18 protein-coding genes and 1 pseudogene are annotated in these 15,881 nt (G+C 54.9%); 5 read left to right on the plus strand and 14 right to left on the minus strand.

Annotated elements, in window-relative coordinates; translation table 11 throughout:
* Window positions 1–106 precede the first annotated feature (106 nt).
* From BA6348_RS23725 to fabL, 7 genes are all read right to left on the minus strand, one after another.
* On the minus strand, window positions 107–490 hold the full coding sequence (locus BA6348_RS23725) for a flavodoxin family protein (RefSeq protein ID WP_242507405.1): 384 nt from the start codon (window positions 488–490) through the stop codon (window positions 107–109).
* A gap of 129 nt (window positions 491–619) precedes the next feature.
* Window positions 620–1,867, minus strand: coding sequence for an MFS transporter (locus BA6348_RS23730; RefSeq protein ID WP_039970458.1), 1,248 nt, complete (start codon window positions 1,865–1,867; stop codon window positions 620–622).
* A gap of 114 nt (window positions 1,868–1,981) precedes the next feature.
* Window positions 1,982–3,202: an MFS transporter gene (locus BA6348_RS23735; protein WP_005827698.1), complete on the minus strand. Its 1,221-nt coding sequence runs from the start codon at window positions 3,200–3,202 to the stop codon at window positions 1,982–1,984.
* A 32-nt stretch (window positions 3,203–3,234) separates the two neighbouring features.
* Window positions 3,235–5,016 carry an ABC transporter ATP-binding protein gene (locus tag BA6348_RS23740; RefSeq protein WP_005827697.1) on the minus strand — a complete coding sequence of 594 codons (1,782 nt, stop codon included), beginning with the start codon at window positions 5,014–5,016 and terminating at the stop codon, window positions 3,235–3,237.
* A 144-nt stretch (window positions 5,017–5,160) separates the two neighbouring features.
* Window positions 5,161–5,697 carry a DUF402 domain-containing protein gene (locus BA6348_RS23745; RefSeq protein ID WP_005827695.1) on the minus strand — a complete coding sequence of 179 codons (537 nt, stop codon included), beginning with the start codon at window positions 5,695–5,697 and terminating at the stop codon, window positions 5,161–5,163.
* Between the two features lie 48 nt (window positions 5,698–5,745).
* Window positions 5,746–6,159, minus strand: coding sequence for a GNAT family N-acetyltransferase (locus BA6348_RS23750; RefSeq protein WP_005827693.1), 414 nt, complete (start codon window positions 6,157–6,159; stop codon window positions 5,746–5,748).
* 110 nt (window positions 6,160–6,269) lie between these two features.
* Window positions 6,270–7,028: an enoyl-[acyl-carrier-protein] reductase FabL gene (gene fabL, locus BA6348_RS23755; protein WP_005827692.1), complete on the minus strand. Its 759-nt coding sequence runs from the start codon at window positions 7,026–7,028 to the stop codon at window positions 6,270–6,272.
* A 196-nt stretch (window positions 7,029–7,224) separates the two neighbouring features.
* On the opposite strand from fabL, the gene BA6348_RS23760 reads away from it, so the two are divergent.
* Window positions 7,225–7,449: a hypothetical protein gene (locus tag BA6348_RS23760; RefSeq protein ID WP_005827690.1), complete on the plus strand. Its 225-nt coding sequence runs from the start codon at window positions 7,225–7,227 to the stop codon at window positions 7,447–7,449.
* Window positions 7,450–7,515: 66 nt separating this feature from the next.
* On the opposite strand, the gene BA6348_RS23765 is transcribed toward BA6348_RS23760, so the two are convergent.
* Window positions 7,516–9,483 (minus strand): methyl-accepting chemotaxis protein, encoded by a 1,968-nt coding sequence (locus BA6348_RS23765; RefSeq protein WP_026558252.1) that lies wholly within the window; start codon window positions 9,481–9,483, stop codon window positions 7,516–7,518.
* 494 nt (window positions 9,484–9,977) lie between these two features.
* Here BA6348_RS23765 and BA6348_RS26920 point away from each other — a divergent pair, with 494 nt between their 5' ends.
* Window positions 9,978–10,130, plus strand: coding sequence for a hypothetical protein (locus BA6348_RS26920; protein ID WP_005827684.1), 153 nt, complete (start codon window positions 9,978–9,980; stop codon window positions 10,128–10,130).
* 138 nt (window positions 10,131–10,268) lie between these two features.
* Complete coding sequence (locus tag BA6348_RS23770) at window positions 10,269–10,427, plus strand: hypothetical protein (RefSeq protein ID WP_005827682.1); 159 nt, start codon at window positions 10,269–10,271, stop codon at window positions 10,425–10,427.
* 163 nt (window positions 10,428–10,590) lie between these two features.
* Here BA6348_RS23770 and mutY read toward each other — a convergent pair whose 3' ends face one another.
* On the minus strand, window positions 10,591–11,706 hold the full coding sequence (mutY, locus tag BA6348_RS23775) for an A/G-specific adenine glycosylase (protein ID WP_005827681.1): 1,116 nt from the start codon (window positions 11,704–11,706) through the stop codon (window positions 10,591–10,593).
* Between the two features lie 20 nt (window positions 11,707–11,726).
* Complete coding sequence (locus BA6348_RS23780; RefSeq protein ID WP_005827679.1) at window positions 11,727–12,020, minus strand: MFS transporter; 294 nt, start codon at window positions 12,018–12,020, stop codon at window positions 11,727–11,729.
* 156 nt (window positions 12,021–12,176) lie between these two features.
* Here BA6348_RS23780 and BA6348_RS23785 point away from each other — a divergent pair, with 156 nt between their 5' ends.
* Both BA6348_RS23785 and BA6348_RS23790 read left to right on the plus strand, forming a co-directional pair.
* Complete coding sequence (locus tag BA6348_RS23785; RefSeq protein WP_005827677.1) at window positions 12,177–13,172, plus strand: metal-dependent hydrolase; 996 nt, start codon at window positions 12,177–12,179, stop codon at window positions 13,170–13,172.
* Window positions 13,173–13,334: 162 nt separating this feature from the next.
* Complete coding sequence (locus BA6348_RS23790) at window positions 13,335–13,880, plus strand: pyridoxamine 5'-phosphate oxidase family protein (RefSeq protein WP_005827675.1); 546 nt, start codon at window positions 13,335–13,337, stop codon at window positions 13,878–13,880.
* A gap of 98 nt (window positions 13,881–13,978) precedes the next feature.
* Here the strand turns inward: BA6348_RS23790 and BA6348_RS23795 are convergent, their stop codons facing one another.
* The 4 genes and pseudogenes from BA6348_RS23795 to BA6348_RS23805 all read right to left on the minus strand — a co-directional run bounded on the left by BA6348_RS23795 (window position 13,979) and on the right by BA6348_RS23805 (window position 15,708).
* Complete coding sequence (locus BA6348_RS23795; RefSeq protein ID WP_025845496.1) at window positions 13,979–14,425, minus strand: carboxymuconolactone decarboxylase family protein; 447 nt, start codon at window positions 14,423–14,425, stop codon at window positions 13,979–13,981.
* A gap of 39 nt (window positions 14,426–14,464) precedes the next feature.
* The gene (locus BA6348_RS27525; RefSeq protein WP_242507510.1) at window positions 14,465–14,755 is read right to left on the minus strand and encodes a sigma-70 family RNA polymerase sigma factor family protein; all 291 of its coding nucleotides are present in this window, start codon (window positions 14,753–14,755) and stop codon (window positions 14,465–14,467) included.
* An 83-nt stretch (window positions 14,756–14,838) separates the two neighbouring features.
* Window positions 14,839–14,913 (minus strand): annotated as a pseudogene (locus BA6348_RS27885) (hypothetical protein); the annotation flags it as partial.
* Window positions 14,914–15,708, minus strand: a complete 795-nt coding sequence (locus BA6348_RS23805; protein WP_025845494.1) for a dioxygenase family protein — start codon at window positions 15,706–15,708, stop codon at window positions 14,914–14,916.
* Window positions 15,709–15,881 lie beyond the last annotated feature (173 nt).

A 15,881-nucleotide genomic window follows, 5' to 3' on the forward strand; every position in this document is an offset into this window, starting at 1 on the left:
CCGGAGTCGCTCCGGTCTTTTTTGTACAGATAAGAATTTGTAAGATTCTTATCCACTAAGGCTACGCCAAAGACTTGGCGCAGCCACGTTTTCTAACATCCAGCCGCTACAGCCTGGCCTTCAGCCATGCGTTGAGTTGTTGGGCCTCGGCCACGGCCCGCGCGTCTGCGAGCACATCCCCCGGCTTGTTGCCTTCACCAATGATGTAGCCCGCATATGGCATCTCGACAAAGGAAAAGACGTACTGGAACTGCAGAATCAGCGGCAGCCCTTTCAGCCGCGGCTGGTCGCCGCCCGTCGCGATGACGTAGGCTTGTTTTTGTCCGAGCGATTCCTTGAACGCATAGCGTTCGTCGCGCAAACTTTGCGACCAGCGATCGACGTAGTTTTTCATATGGCCGGACATGCCGTACCAGTAAATCGGCGTGGCGAAAATCAAAAAGTCATGGGCGAGCACCGCTTCCGTGACCTCGTCGTAGTCGTCTGCCACCGCCGTAAAGCCGCCTTCCGCATGCCGCTGATCGTGAATCGGGAGAATGTTTTTTCCCGCAGGCGAATGCTGGTGTGTTCGATCATTGTAGCAAAAAACCCTCCAGCTTTCGCCAGAGGGTATCGCCTTTTAAAAAGTTTGCCCCTGCTCCTGCTCACCTGCATGCGCGGGCCACTTTTGCCACAGCCGCCATGCCAAGCCAACTGCCACCGCCAGCAACAGACCAGAGAGCAAATAAACGGCACGCGTGCCGAGCCACTGGGCCAAAGCTCCCATCACCAGCGAGGACAGCCCGAAAACAAGCGCGTCGAGCGTGCCTTTTGCAGACAAGACGTAAGGCAATGCCGCTTGCTCTGTCTCCTGCTGCAAAATCGTCTGCTTGCTCACCAGCGCAATCTCCAGAAACGGACCAAGCGCAAAGGAAAACAGCAAAGCCGCCAAAGGGTAAGGCGTGCTGCCAAACAGCAAGGTCATGAGCGCGGAACCGCTAACTCCCGCCACCAGCCAGCGCGGCAACTGCCGGTTCATCCGCCCGGCGTACTTCAAAAGCAAAGTGCCGCCGATGATCGAGCCAAGCAGGTAGCCCGCATTGATGTATCCCCACCACTCTTCGCCCTGCCCCAGCACTTCCAGGACATAAGGCAACAAAATCGCCGCGATCCAGACTGCGCCCGCGATGCCCATGACGACATCCAGCGCCACCAGTTGCCGCAGTAGCGGCACATTGCGGATCGTTTTCCAGCCCGTAAGCCAATCTCCCTGCGGCTGCTGGGGAGAGACACGCAAGCCCGCTTCGCCTTCGGCATTAGCCAGCTTGGGCTTGACTCCCAGCATGGCGAGCGTTGCCAAGACGTAGGCGGCCACTGTGCCCCAGAGAACGGTGCTCGCTCCCAGCCAGGCCACGAGCAAGCCCCCTGCCGCCCATCCGGCAAAATGAACCGTCTGATCGGAAGTCGCGAGCAGGCCGTTTGCTCGCATCAGCTCTTGGCGGAGCACAAGCTGCGGCACCAGCGCATTGCGCGCCGGGTTTGCCCAGCCGTCCATGAAGGCGATCATCGCCCCGAGACTGTAGAGCAGCCAGAGCCATTGCGTCCCCGTCTCCCTGTCCACGCAAACAGCCGCTGCCGCAAGCAATGCCGTTTTCAGCGCTTGCGACAAGACGAGCATGCGCGAAAGCGTCCATCTGCGAAAAAAGAGCGGCGCGGTCAAGCCGCTGACAGACTGCGCCGACAAAATCACTACGGGCACAAACGCCGTGTACATCACCGAGCCGGACGCCGCGTAGATGACCGAAATGAACGCCACAATGTAAAAAACATCCCCCAGATTGGCCAATGTCTGACCCGCCCAGAGGCAAACGAATCGTCTATGCCACACGATGCACAACCTCCTGTCGGTTCAGGACCGTTCCCGACGTCCTGACGGAATATGCAATTATTCCTGCCGACTTTTCATCACAATGGAGGTGCACCTCTTTTCGTCAACTATGTTTTATTCTATTCCAGATTCTGTAGACTGTACAGATTTGTTGCGGAAAAAGCTGTAGTACACCCAGCCCGCGTTGATGAACAAAAAAGCGCTCGTCATGAAAAACACGCCGTTGATGCTCACGTACCCGGCCATAAAGCCGCCGATCATCGGCCCGAGCATGCTCCCGATGCTGACGAAGCTGTTGTTGTAGCCGTAGACGCGGCTGACCATATGCGCAGGGGTTGCGCGGCGCAGCAGCGCGTTGACAGAAGGCAGCAAGCCGCCGAGCGACAGCCCGAGCAAAAAGCGCAGGACCACCAGTTGCCACACCGTCCAGACCAGCCCTTGCGGAATGAACAGGAAGGCCGCCGCGAGCAAGGCGAACAACAGCACTTTTTGCGAGCCGAACCGATCTCCCAGCCGTCCCAACTGCGGAGAAGCGAACACGTTGGCAATCCCCATCGCCGCCTGGACAATTCCCGCCCACAGCGCTACCTTCGCCCCTTCCGAGCTGACCAACTGCGAGATGTAGATCGGCAAGACAGGCACGATGCTGAACAGCGCAAACTGGATCATCACGGTTACAAAAAAGAGCGCCGGCAGCTCTTTGGACGAAAAGATCATCTGAAAATCTTCCTTCAGGCTGGAGCGGTCCTTTTTTTCTGGTGGAACAAACGTCTCTTTTACCGTAAACGTAATGACCAAAGTAGCGAGCAAAAGCAGGCTGCCTGTCACCACGAAGATCATCCGAAAGCCGATCTGATTCGCCAGCACACCGCCAAAAAGCGGTCCCATGATCGTGCCCGCCGTAATAAACGATTGCAGTAACCCCTGCGCCCAGCCGATCCGTTCTTTCGGCACAGACGAAGCTACGAGCGCCGTGCTGGCCGGAATGATCCCGCCCACAAGCCCGTTAATCAGCCGCAGCGCCAAAAGCTGCCACAAGCTTCCGGCAAAGCCCGTCAGCGCAACCGTGATCGACATGAAGTAGCCGGAGCGCAAAATCATGATCTTGCGCCCGTGCTTGTCAGCCAGATTGCCCCAGATCGGGGACACCAGCCCTGCGGTCAAAAAGTTGGCCCCAAAAATGATCCCCGCCCACGCCGTTACCTGGTGCGGATCGTCAATTCCGAAGTCTTGCTGAATGTAGAGCGGCAAAAACGGCATAATCATGCTCATAGCGACCATGACGACAAACAGCGATCCACATAGCACGTATAAATTGCGTCGCCATATCTCCATCTAACTCCCTCCATTCCCCCCTGGTCAATCAATCACTTTGCGCCTGTCTCAGACGCTGTTCCAAAATCCTGGACGCTCCACAGGCTATGGTACACTCCTTTTTGCGCAAGCAGCTCCTCGTGCTTGCCTTGCTCGACAATTTGCCCCTCGCGCATGACCACGATCTTGTCCGCATGCGTGATCGTAGACAGGCGATGCGCCACGATCAGCGTCGTCCGGCCTTTGGTCAGGCGAGCCAGCGACTCCTGAATCATGTGCTCCGACTCCAGATCAAGGGCAGAGGTCGCCTCGTCCAAAATGAGAATGCCCGGATTGCGCAAGAAAACCCGCGCGATGGCAATTCGCTGCTTTTGACCCCCGGACAGCTTCACGCCGCGCTCGCCCAGCTCGGTGTCGTAGCCTTGGGGCAGCTCGCTGATAAAATCATGCGCGTTGGCCGCGCGCGCCGCTTCCTCGACAGCCTGCTGATCCGCCGCCGGATTCCCCATCAGGATATTGATTTTGGCAGATTCACTAAACAAAATATTATCCTGCTGCACCAAGCCGATATGATGGCGCAAGTTTTGCTGCTTCAGCTCGCGAATGTCGATGCCATCTATCGTAATCCGCCCTTCTGTCACATCCCAAAAACGCGGCAACAGGCTAATCAGAGACGATTTTCCGCCGCCGGACATCCCGACGATCGCCACGGTCTCGCCTGGTTTAATTGTCAGGTTCACGTCCTGCAAAACGAGCGGCCCGTCTTCCCGGTAGCGGAACGAAACGTGCTCAAAGCGAATTTCTCCCCGGATGCGCCCCGTCGCAGGATCAACAGGCAGCTCGCTCGCGTGGGGACTGTCCACGATGTCGTAGGACTCGTCGAGAAACTCGAACATCCGGTCCATCGAGGCGATCGCTTGCGTCAAAACGGTGCTGGAGTTGACCAGACGCCGCAACGGCGTGTACAGACGCTCCAAATAGGCGTAAAACGCCACCAGCGTCCCTACGCTCATGCTGCCGCCGATCACCTGGTAGCCCGCGTAGGCGATGACGAACAGCGGCGCGATATCGGTGACCGTATTGACGACGGAAAACGTTCGCGCGTTCCAGCGCGTATGCTCCAGCGCCTTGTCCAGAAACTGGTTGTTTTCCTTGGCAAATCCTTTGCTCTCGTGGCTCTCCAGCGCAAAGCTGCGGATCAGCGCCATGCCGTTCACGCGCTCGTACAAGTATCCTTGCAGCCGGGCCAGCGCGGCAGAGCGCTCCCTCGTCAACTGGCGCAGTTTTTTGTAAAAGTATTTGACGGAAAAACTGTACAGCGGAAAGACGACGATGGCGACAAGCGTCAGCTCGACGTCCATGGAAAACATAATCAACAGCGTCAGGCCGATCGTAATCAGATCGAGCCACAAATTCATCAGGCCCGTCTCCACAAAGCTTTTCGTGGACTCCACGTCGTTAATGACCCGGGAAATGACCTCGCCCGTCTTCGTGTTGTTGTAGTAGCGCATCGAGAGCCGCTGCAAATGGGCATAAAGCTGATTGCGAATGTCAAACAAAATTTTGCTGGACACCCACTGCGCGTAATATTGGCGAATGTACTCGACAGGCGCACGCACCACCGTAAACACCAAAAACGCGGCGAGCATCAGCCAGAACAGTTGCGTCAGCTTTTCCTCGCGGGGAATCGGGCTTGGCAGCAGATCGTCAATCACGTATTTGATGAGAAGCGGCAGAGCAAGCGGAATGGAAAATTTGATGATGCCTATGAATATGGTCCCCAATATTTGTTTCCAATAGGGCATGACATATGCCAAATAGCGGCGTATGCTCAACCAGCATACCTCCCTTACATAGAAACTTGGCTGTGCCCGATTCGTTCAGGCACAGCCAAATTTGCACGTATGTGATCGTGCTTCGCCTTTTTCAAGTTTAGGACAGTACAAGGAAATCCCTCCCCCGGATTTACGGGAAAGGGATTATTCCTCATCGTCTCGCACTAAAAGATACCGCTCGTACCAGCGTTGAACAAAGCCGTTCTGAAAAGGGCCGCGGCGCGCGCTTACCCAGTCCAGCACTTCTCGCAGCGCTGTCTGTACTTTTTCCACGACAAACGGAGGGTAGTTCATCTGTTTGCTGTGCAACAGAAACTCCTCTTCATCGAGAATCGAATACGTCATGTCGGGAAACACCTTTACATCGAGATCATAGTCTATGTAGCTAAGAAGCTGACCCTTCATGCTGAAGGGCGAACCAATGTTGCAGTAATAGTAGATGCCGTCGTCGCGAATCATAGCAATGGTATTGAACCACTGGCCCCGACCAAAAGTACAAATGGCCGGCTCACGCGTGCGCCACTCCCGCCCGTCTGCTTCTGTCACCTTGACCCGATCGTTTCCCCCAATCACCACCGCATCACTGGTGTGAATCAGCGTGGATTTGTCCCATATGCGGTGCAGCGAATGATCGTGTTTATAGCTTTCAATGCGGATATTGGAGCCCGGAGTTGGTGACATGACTCTCCCCTTTCTTCTCTTCTCTATTTGAATGGGGACAAGCCTCCTTTAGGAAGAGAGCTTTTTGGAAAGCGTAACAAATTTTTGTACTTCGTAGCCAAGCGAAAGGTAAAACGGAAGGACTTCCGGATTCGCCTGATTGACCATAATCAGGACGTTGTTGACGCCTCGTTGTTTGAAGCGCTTTTCGATGGCAGACACGAGTTCGCGGCCAATGCCGGAACCTTGCATCTCGGGGAGAACAGCCAGCCGGTAAAAATAGGCGCGCGCTCCGTCGATCGTGCCGACCACGACCCCAACAACTCTGCCGTCTTTTTCCGCAACCATAACCAAATCGCTGTCCCATGCCAACTGTTGGGCCAAATCGTTCAACGACTCCGTGTCCGATTGGTCCAAACCCGTCTGTTGCCAGATACTTGTGATAGCCGAATAGTCACCGAGCCGAAACGGACGAATCAGCATACGTTGCCTCCTTCGTAACCTTCTTCCTCTATTGTACAACACATGGACAACTTTGTCTTGTGTAGTGAGACGTCAAAGTCGCCAACTCCTGGTCACCGCAAAAGCACAAACTAGGTCAAAAGGGAAATGCCGCCGTCGACAATCAAGGTTTGTCCGCGCACCATCCAGGCCTTGTCCGAAACCAAAAACATCACGGCATTCGCCAGGTCTTCCGGCTCTACAATCCGCCCTGCCGGCGTGCGTTGCGCGGAGCTGCCGAGCAGTTCTTCGCGATTCGGGAAGTGCTTGAGCGCATCGGTGTCCACAGCGCCGCCGGAAACTGCATTGACAACGATATTGTGCGGTGCCAGCTCGACAGCCAGGTAGCGCGTGATCGCTTCTACAGCCGCTTTGGATACGCCAACCGCCGTGTAGTTGTCCAGCACGCGGATGGAGCCAAGGCTGGAGAGGCTGACGATCTTCCCGCCATTGCCGCCTTTAATCATTAGTTTTGCCGCTTCTTGCGCACAGAACAACAGCGCTTTGCTGTTAATTTCCATCGTCCAGTCCCAATGGCTCTCTTCCAGTTCCATCAACGGGCGCAAAACGCCGGAAGCCGCGTTGTTGATCAACACGTCCAGACGACCAAATTCCTGGTCGATCTCCGCGAACAGTTCCTTGATTTTCGCTACGTCACCTACGTTTGCTTTGACCAGGTGCACGCGCGCTCCTTTTGCTTCCAGCTCAGCAGCCGCTTCGCGCGCTGCGGAACGGTTGCGCAAATAGTTCAAGACCAGATCGTAGCCCTGTTCGGCCAACTGCAGCGCAATCGCCTTACCGATGCCGCGCGTCCCGCCAGTCACCAATGCCACTTTTTTTGTCGTATTCATAAAAGCAATGCCCCCTACTCACCAACTATTAACAGCAGGTACTAATAAGTCAAAATCACTTTTTCATTATACAACTCCACTCCTGCTTTTGCTACCGCGAGCAAAAATCTCCTCTGACTAAAGCCATGCCGCAAACAGCCATACTAAACACGCCAAAAGCCAGCCGAGCGGCTACAGACAAAGGAGGAACGAAGCGATGTACATAGGACGCGACTTGTCCGAGTTGACCATGGTCCCGCTGGCACAGTGGGAACTCAACGAGCTGTTGCACTACCACGATTCGTTTTCGCAGCTCGCCCCTTATTTGAGTGCAGAGGGCGCTTCGCTGCATGTAAAAGTGATTCGCGAGCTGGAATCACGCGGTCCGGTCGGCGGCGACAGCGGAGGCTGGGATCATGCTTCCAAGCCGATTTACGACTGATCGCACTTCGCAAAAAAAACCGGCTGCCAAACAGACGAGGCTGTCTGCTGCACCGGGTTTTTGCTTTTAAATCTTGAATTTGCCGATCTGCTCCTGGAGATCTTCTGCCAATCGCTCCAGTGACATTGCGGAGGACGCGATCTCTTCCATGGAAGCGAGCTGCTCCTCTGCTGCTGCGGATACGCTCTGCGTGCCGTCCGAAGCTTTCAAGGTCACATCGGAAATATGGTTGATTAGCTCGACGACCAACTGGGTCTGCTCGGAAATATCTTGCGAAGCCTGGGAGACTCGGCCAATTTTCAGCGCCACATCATCGACCGCAGACTGGATTTGCTCAAACGAACGCCCAGCCTCGTACACTTTGTCAATCCCTTCCGTCACTTCCCGCTTGCTCTTTTCCATGACGTCAACGGCATTGTCTGTCTCCTGCTGGATCGCCGCAATCAAATGGCTGATCTGCTCGGCCGACGCCGATGACTGCTCGGCCAGCTTTCGCACCTCGTCTGCTACTACCGCAAATCCGCGGCCGGACTCGCCCGCCCGCGCCGCTTCGATGGCTGCGTTCAACGCGAGCAAATTGGTCTGGCTAGCAATGGCGGTAATGACATCGACAATTTTGCCGATTTCTTGCGAGCGCACTCCGAGATTGTCCACGACTTTTGCCAGACTCAGGATTGATTCGCTGGAGGCGGTCATTTGCTGCACTGCCGATTGGACGGAGCGGTTTCCTTCCGCCGCAACGGTTGCAGTCTGCTTTGCCGTGTCGGACACTTCCGCCGTGTAGTTGGCGATTTGGCTGATCCGCTGCGACATTTGCTCGACGGCTGCGGTACTCTTTTGCGTATGCGATACTTGCTGCTCTGTGCCTGTCGCCATGTCCTGCATCGTCGTCGCGATCTGCTCGGTCGCCTTGCTCGTCTGGTCTGCGCTTGCCGAGAGTTCCTCTGCGGATGCCGCCAGTTGCTGGACAGAATCGTTTACGGAGTAAAGCAAGGAACGGAGCGATTCAGCCATATGGTTGAATGTTTTCGCCAGCACGCCCAACTCGTCGTCGCTTTTGACTTCCACCTGCTGGGTCACGTCGCCCTGGCTCATTTTTTCCGCCGCATCTGTCAACTGTTGCAGCGGACGCAGCAACGAGCGCAAAATGCTGTACACGATTCCCGCTCCAATGACGATCGTAATCGCGACGACCAGCAATGTTCTGTAAAAGATCGGGCTGGCCGCAACCTCTGCTTCGGTGCGGTACATGACGCCCATCAGTTTCCAGCCTGTTTGCTCGTTGGTGACAAAAGTCGCCTTCGCGTCATTTCCTTCATCCGTAAAGCCAAACTTCCCTTCGGTTTGGGCGTAAAGGTCTTCCACCCACGGCTGTGTCGCGTCAGCGCCTGGCGTTCCGGTCGGATGGATGAGCAGCTTGCGGTTTGCATCGAAAATAGACATGTATCCTTTGCTGCCGATTTTCGCTTGTTTCACGGTTTCGTTGAGCGCGGTCAACTGAATGTCGATTCCAAGCACGCCCGAACGGTCAGACAAAGCTTTGGCCAAACCTACAACTACATTCCCTGTAATTGCATCAATGTACGGGTCCGTAATGATCGTCTTGTCAGGCTCGGCCATTGCCGCCTGGTACCAGGGGCGTTTGCGCGGATCGTAATCGGCAGACAGCTTGGCGTCTGTCGCTGTCAGCATCTTGCCATTTTCCTCGCCGATGTAGACCTCGCCAATGTCCGGATGCAGTTTGTGGAAGGTTTGCAGCTTTTTACGGGCAGAGCTTCTCATCTGCTCCGTCAGTTCTTCTTTCCCGATCTCGGAAGCGATCAGCTCCAAATCGCGGGATTGCGCCTCCAGTGTACGGTCCAACAGCTCGTCCACCAAGCGAACGTTCTCGGCGGCCGTCATCAACAGTTGTTCCTCCAGCCGATCCTTGGCACTCTGATAAGAGAGCAAACCAAGAGTGAGCACGGGAACAATCAAGATGAGGGAGAACGAAGCAATCAGCTTGGCTCGAACGGTCAATCTTGGCATTTTCATCCGACTTCATCACCTTTTCGCATAGTCTCGTTGTCTGATATACTTACCCGCTATATCAAGCTGGCTAAACCAATAATCGCACATCCTTTTACTTTTTATTATATTTTATTATTTTCAGAATTAACTTTCTTCAGAATTTAGGTAAAAAGTGCTTTACAACAAGAAAAAAATGCCATATTCTAAGGTTACGTTTTACGACACTACTACTCGAAGGAAGGAGGCTGCAACATGATGACTGTACTCGCTTTTGCACCTGCATTCACTGATCGTCTAATCGTTGCCAAAACTGCATATAACAGCGCCTCCTGGACCGGCGAATTGTAGATGGATTCGTATCTTCAGCATTCTCATTCGTCAATTACCAGACCATGGGCGTTGTAGCTTGTGGTCTTTCGTTTGCTTTGTGACGCCAAGAGACCGCAGGCATTAGCCCGTGGTCTTTTTCTTGGCGACAACCATCCATTTTCTTCCATATTGAGAGGAGGTGATTTGACATGGTACTGAACTTCTTGCTGTTCACTGTCAAGATCGAGCGCAAACAAGTGAAACCCGAAGAGCGCATGGCCGCTTACGCCCGCGCCCGCTATCTGGAGGAACGCGCCGAGGCGCACGCTTTTGAAGCCGCACAATTTGTTAGCCGCATCTAATTTTTGGTTTTGCATTTTACATTGGGAGGGATTTTGTATGAAAAACAGACAAAGACGTCAGATGATGAGATTTACAGGAGTCAAAGCGATAGACGGCGGCTGACTGCACTACACACCAGGGATGGGAGGTGGACCTTCATGTACATTCCAATGATTTTCTTCACCATTATTATTGAGAAGCGGAAATTGACCCCTGAGCAGCGCGAAACACGGTATTTGCAGCAAAAAGCGATCGCTGAGTGGGAAGAGCGGAAGCATCAGATTGCGATGCAGTTTCCGGAATTTCTCTACCGATAAGACAAACAAGCACATTCAGGAAGATCATGCCCGTTACGGCGTGATCTTCTTTTTTTGCCGATTGGCGACACAGGCGTGACGGACAGACCGCGCAGCAGCCACAACTGCAACAACGAAAAAAGCTGCCGAGAGAACCCTCGACAGCTTTTTGCCAGTGAGCAGCTTATTTGCTTTTTTGCCCGAGCAGCTCGCGGATTTTGTGGTGGGCCATCGGGAACGTGTACGCATCCAGCTCGCTCCAGGCGGCAAAACGCGCATGGCCCGGCAACTCGCCCCCCTCGATCCAGTCACAGGACCAGACCTGCATGTTCCACTGCAAATGGGAAAAAACGTGCTGCACCGCGCCGAGCGGCTCCAGAACCTCGATGTCGATTCCGAATCGTTCGCTGATTCCACGCGCGAGCGCCTCTCTTTTGGCGGCATCCTTTTGCTGCTCCGTCTCCACCATGGGAAACTCCCACATGCCTGCCAACAGCCCTTGATCGGGGCGTTTGTTAATCAGCACCTTGCCGTCGCGTTCGATGATCGCCACTTGCAGATCGACAGGGCGTGGCGGTTTCGCTTTGCCCTTGATCGGCAACTCCTCCTGCACACCCTCCTGCCGCGCCATACAGTAATCAAACACCGGACAGGTCAGGCACTGCGGCGTGCGCGGCAGGCAGACCATCGCCCCCAGCTCCATCAGCGCCTGGTTAAAATCGCCTGCCCGGCCTTCCGGGATCACCTGGCGCACGAGATGCTCGATCTTGATGCGGGTAGCGGGCTTCGCGATGTCATCCGTCAAGTACAGCAGCCGGGAAAAAACGCGCATGACGTTCCCGTCGACAGCAGGCTCCGGCTTTTCGTAGGCAATGCTTAAAATCGCCCCCGCCGTGTACGGCCCTACGCCTTTCAAAGTGGCGATCTCCTCCGGCGTGTCCGGCACGACTCCTCCGTAGCGGGCCGTCACCTCGCGCGCTGCCGCCTGCAGATTGCGAGCGCGGGAATAGTAGCCAAGTCCTTCCCATGCTTTTAACACTTCGTCTTCTGGTGCATTTGCCAAATCGACAACCGTCGGAAATTTTTCCATGAAATTCGCATAATAAGGCTTAACGGTCTCTACTCTTGTCTGCTGCAGCATGATTTCCGACACCCACACCCGATACGGATCGCGGTTGATCCGCCACGGCAGATCCCGCTTTTGCGAGTCGTACCAGGCAAGCAAATCGTGCGAAAAGCCGAAGACGTGAAATTCCTCCGGGAGAGTGTACCGCAAGCCGGTTTCTTTTTTCCTTGCCATTTCTTCGTCGTCTGCTCCTTCTATTGTGGTAACGCGGCTGGACGAAACGCCCAAACGTGCAGCTTGTCCGCTCCGCCCGCTACACAGTCGCAAAACGCGCGGTCTGCCAAGCGGTGTGCCTTGATCTGTTCGTATTCGTGCACAGTCTCAACTTCAAAGGCTTCGACAAACAAGCCCGGCTGATCCAGTCCTTCCATACAGCGGTACTGGCGCGCGCCCAACGCCTCCATGCTCTCAGCCATGGATGCGAGCAGCCGCAGAGCCTGATCGCGTTTTTCCGATTGCAGCTTGTATTCGATAAACACGGTTAGCATGCGACATGTCCCTCCTTGATCTATTCATCATACCCTTTTTGCAAAAGCGGGAACAAGCTCACAATTTTTTTCAGCGGAGGAGGGAATTATGTCGCCTCACACGCTATAATAAACAATAACAACAGCCTGGAAGGAAAGGAGGAAGACAACGATTCCATGGATACTGCCACACACTTTGCCATGGGCTTCGGATTGGCCGGGCTCGCCTACCTCGATCCTGTCGTAGCTTCTTCTCCCTCGCTTGCGGCTGCCGTTATGATCGGCACGGTCATCGGTTCGCAAGCACCCGATCTGGATGGGTTGGTCCGCCTCCGCGGCACGGCTGCCTATATACGCAACCATCGGGGCGTTTCTCACTCTGTACCGGCCTTGTTTTTATGGACAGGAGCCATTTTTGGGCTCATTCAGGCATTGATGCCACAGACCTCCTGGCTGCATCTGCTGGGCTGGATCTTTCTGGCCGTCTGCCTGCACGTCTTCGTCGATTTGTTCAATTCCTATGGCACAAAGGGCTTGTATCCGTTTCGCGACAAATGGGTCGCCCTCAACGCCATTTTCATTTTTGACCCGTTCATTTTTGCCGCTCATCTCGTCGGCTTCATGCTCTGGGCAGCGGGCGCTCACCCCGGGCGAAGCTTTCTCTTGATTTACCTCGTGATCGCCGTATACTACTACTGGCGCTGCCAGGTGCAAAAGCGGACTACAGAGCTTGTTCGCGCGCGCATCGGCAAGCCTGGCATGTACACGATCATCCCTACCCTTTCCTGGACGCACTGGACGTTTGTCGCCAAAACCGAGCAGCACTGGTACGTGGGCGAAGTGCACTCCGGCGACGTGGCGATTTTGGACACTTTCTCCATCAAGCCTGAAAACGAAGTGATCGCCGCTGCCAAAAAAAGCTTCAAGGTCCAGTCCTTCCTCGCCTTCACGCACCACGTTCACGTAGAAACGAAGGAACGCCCCTTCGGCTACGAGGTAAAATGGATTGACCTGCGCTACCGCTCCCGTTTTCAAGGAAAAAGCCACTACATGTTCGTCGCCGTTGTCCATCTCGACTACGAATTGAATATCCGGGACTCCTTCGTCGGCTGGATTCACCGCGGAGAGGAACAGCTCGCCAAAAAGCTCGACTCCAAGCGCCAGCTCGGGTAGCCCGCAAGACAAGACCGCCAACCGCTCTTTTGGGAAAAGGGCGGTTTTTTTGCATCTGACCTGCTCAACTTGATGAAAATTGCACCTTTTTCCCAAGTCAAAAACCGACTACGATCAGGCTACACCCAAAAAACGTTGAGCTGTCAGACGGGAGGACTTTACATGATACCGATTCGCTATTCCAAACGCACGATTACGGACCAGGAACAGATCGCACAGTTTTTGCAGCAGGCCAAGGTCGGCCATCTCGGGCTGTCCAATGAGCGCGAGCCGTATGTGTTGCCGCTCAATTTCGCCTGGTGGAACGGCTGTATTTACTTTCACGGCGCGGACTCCGGTCGCAAGGTCGAGATGATAAACGCCAACAGCCGGGTATGCTTCAGCGTCTGCGAAGAGTACGGCACGATTGCCTCGCCTGTGCCTGCCCATGTGGATACGGCGTACATGAGCGTCTTTTTGGCGGGGACGATTGAACGCGTGCAGGAGCCATCCGAAATGCGCGAGGCGATGCAGGCGCTGCTGGACAAATACGTGCCGGGCTACTTTTCCGAGCCGCTGCCTTTGCAACATGTGCTCAAATACCGCTCGTCCGTGGGCAGCGCGACCGCCATCTTCCGCATCACGCCGGAGACGCTTACAGCCAAGGGCAATCCGCTGGCCGAAGAAAAGCAATTTTATCCGGGGCGAAAAGTGGAGATGGACGTGTAGCACGGCTGAAAGCATAAGCAAAGCAAAACGACACGCCCCTTTTCGTGGGAACGTGTCGTTTTCGCTTCGGTGGTCACCTGACAAGCCAGACGCCTGCTTTAGCGGTTGTACGGAGCAGACATGCCTGTAGTAATCGCGAGCCGGTTCCAGCTATTGATCGTGTTGATCGCCATAATCAGCGCGACGTACTGGCTCTCGTCAAAATGCTTTCGCACTTGCTCGTAGAGGGCATCGGAAACGCCATTTTGCGCGATCTGCGTCACCGCCTCGGTCAAGGCCAGAACCGCACGTTCCGCATCGGTATAGACAGCGGCCTCGCGCCAGGCGTTCAGCAGGTAAATGCGCTGCTCCGTCTCGCCGAGCTTGCGCGCATCCTGCGTATGCATATCCAGACAAAAGGCGCAGCCGTTGATTTGCGAAGCGCGAATTTTAATCAGCTCGACCAGCTTCTTGTCGAGCCCGCTCTCGTTCACGAATTTTTCAAGCTGCAGCATGGCTTGGTACGCCTGGGGGTTGGCTTGGTGGTAGTTGAATCTCGCTTGCATGTTCATCTTCCCTCTCCACTCGAATTTGACCTTTCAGTCTCAAAGACGAGCGACCTCCCCCGTTTGTGACCGATTGCCGCCATTTATTTTTTGCAGATGCGCCAATTTGTCCGGATTGACGATCAGGTACATCCGTTCGATCCGGTCTTCCTGCTGGTTCAGACTGATCTGTACGATCATTTTCAGCTCGCCTTGCGAAAAGACCGCGATGCCATCCTGCCCATTGATGGAGCGAATTTCCATCGCGGAATGATTCGCCCATCTCGGCCAGATGCCCAGCCAGAACGACGCCACCCGTCTGCCGGAAAAATCGGGCGCAGTGTGCACCAATAGCTTTTCACGTGCCGGATTTCGCTGAGGTCTGCCCCGGCCAGCGCCGCAAACGTTTCCTGTACGATGTCCTCTGCCGCAGAGCCCGTCATCCGGTAGGCGAGCGAAAACAGCAAGCCCTTGTACTCCATGTAAACTTGCTCGATGCTCGCACTCATTTATTCGGCATGACCAAACTGCCAGATCGTATGGCTCAGGCTGCCGTAGCGAAAGCTCATGTGCAGCCGCTGCGCCGCCCGCTCGTCGTCTGCTGCTCCCATCGCGTAAACGAGCGGCACAAAATGCTCGCTGCCGTAGACCGGGACCGCTTTTTCCGCATGCGGCGCAAGCTCGCGATAGCGCGCCAACTCATCGACCTTCCAGCCGGTCAGCGTCTGCTGCAGCCACTCTTCGAACTGCAAGGCCCAGTCGAAGGCGCCTTCCGACGTTTCGCGCATATTCAGGTAGGAAAAGTTGTGAATCGTGCCGCCAGAACCGACAATCAGCACGTCTTTTTGCCGCAGAGGGCTGAGCGCTTTCCCGATCGCGTACTGCTGCACAACCGTCAGATTCGGGTTGACGGACAGAGCCACGACAGGCACATCCGCTTGCGGGAATATATGGCGCAGCACGACCCAGTGGCCGTGGTCAAGCCCTCTTGTCGTGTTCAAGCCGACAGGCACGCCTGCGTCGCGCAGCAGTTGCACTGTCTCTTGCGCGATAGCTTCGTCGCCTTTTGCCGGGTACTGAATCTCATACAGCTCTTGCGGAAAGCCGCCAAAGTCGTGAATCGTCGGAAACGTCTCCATCGTCCCCACCATCTGGTCAAAAGCTTCCCAGTGAGCGGAAAACATCACGATCGCGCGCGGGCGGCGCGGCAGTTGGCTGGACAGTTGTTGCAACGCTTGTGTATAGGAATTGTTTTCAATCGCAAGCAGTGGAGCGCCATGTGCAACGAACAAAGATGGCATCATGAGAAACACTCTCCTCTATATTTTTAAAACCAGGTTACTTTTCGTAAGTATTATAACCGATCTTTGTTCGCCTGACTATCCTCTGGAAAAAATAAAGCACGGCCCGCCCGAGGCGCTGCGCTGATGCACTAACCCCTACGGCAGCATTGCGCTTTTTTTGACACGATAAAAAA

It is taken from the genome of Brevibacillus agri (genome assembly GCF_004117055.1).
Taxonomy (GTDB): Bacteria; Bacillota; Bacilli; order Brevibacillales; family Brevibacillaceae; genus Brevibacillus; species Brevibacillus agri.

Coding starts and splice junctions, on each gene's coding strand:
- BA6348_RS26920 (WP_005827684.1), top strand. CDS start 9,978: ATGGTACTGAACTTCTTGCTGTTCACTGTCAAGATCGAGCGCAAACAA.
- BA6348_RS23745 (WP_005827695.1), bottom strand. CDS start 5,697: ATGTCACCAACTCCGGGCTCCAATATCCGCATTGAAAGCTATAAACAC.
- BA6348_RS23805 (WP_025845494.1), bottom strand. CDS start 15,708: ATGATGCCATCTTTGTTCGTTGCACATGGCGCTCCACTGCTTGCGATT.
- BA6348_RS23780 (WP_005827679.1), bottom strand. CDS start 12,020: ATGCTAACCGTGTTTATCGAATACAAGCTGCAATCGGAAAAACGCGAT.
- BA6348_RS23750 (WP_005827693.1), bottom strand. CDS start 6,159: ATGCTGATTCGTCCGTTTCGGCTCGGTGACTATTCGGCTATCACAAGT.
- fabL (WP_005827692.1), bottom strand. CDS start 7,028: ATGAATACGACAAAAAAAGTGGCATTGGTGACTGGCGGGACGCGCGGC.
- BA6348_RS23785 (WP_005827677.1), top strand. CDS start 12,177: ATGGATACTGCCACACACTTTGCCATGGGCTTCGGATTGGCCGGGCTC.
- BA6348_RS23795 (WP_025845496.1), bottom strand. CDS start 14,425: ATGCAAGCGAGATTCAACTACCACCAAGCCAACCCCCAGGCGTACCAA.
- BA6348_RS23760 (WP_005827690.1), top strand. CDS start 7,225: ATGTACATAGGACGCGACTTGTCCGAGTTGACCATGGTCCCGCTGGCA.
- BA6348_RS23735 (WP_005827698.1), bottom strand. CDS start 3,202: ATGGAGATATGGCGACGCAATTTATACGTGCTATGTGGATCGCTGTTT.
- BA6348_RS23790 (WP_005827675.1), top strand. CDS start 13,335: ATGATACCGATTCGCTATTCCAAACGCACGATTACGGACCAGGAACAG.
- mutY (WP_005827681.1), bottom strand. CDS start 11,706: ATGGCAAGGAAAAAAGAAACCGGCTTGCGGTACACTCTCCCGGAGGAA.
- BA6348_RS23765 (WP_026558252.1), bottom strand. CDS start 9,483: ATGAAAATGCCAAGATTGACCGTTCGAGCCAAGCTGATTGCTTCGTTC.
- BA6348_RS23770 (WP_005827682.1), top strand. CDS start 10,269: ATGTACATTCCAATGATTTTCTTCACCATTATTATTGAGAAGCGGAAA.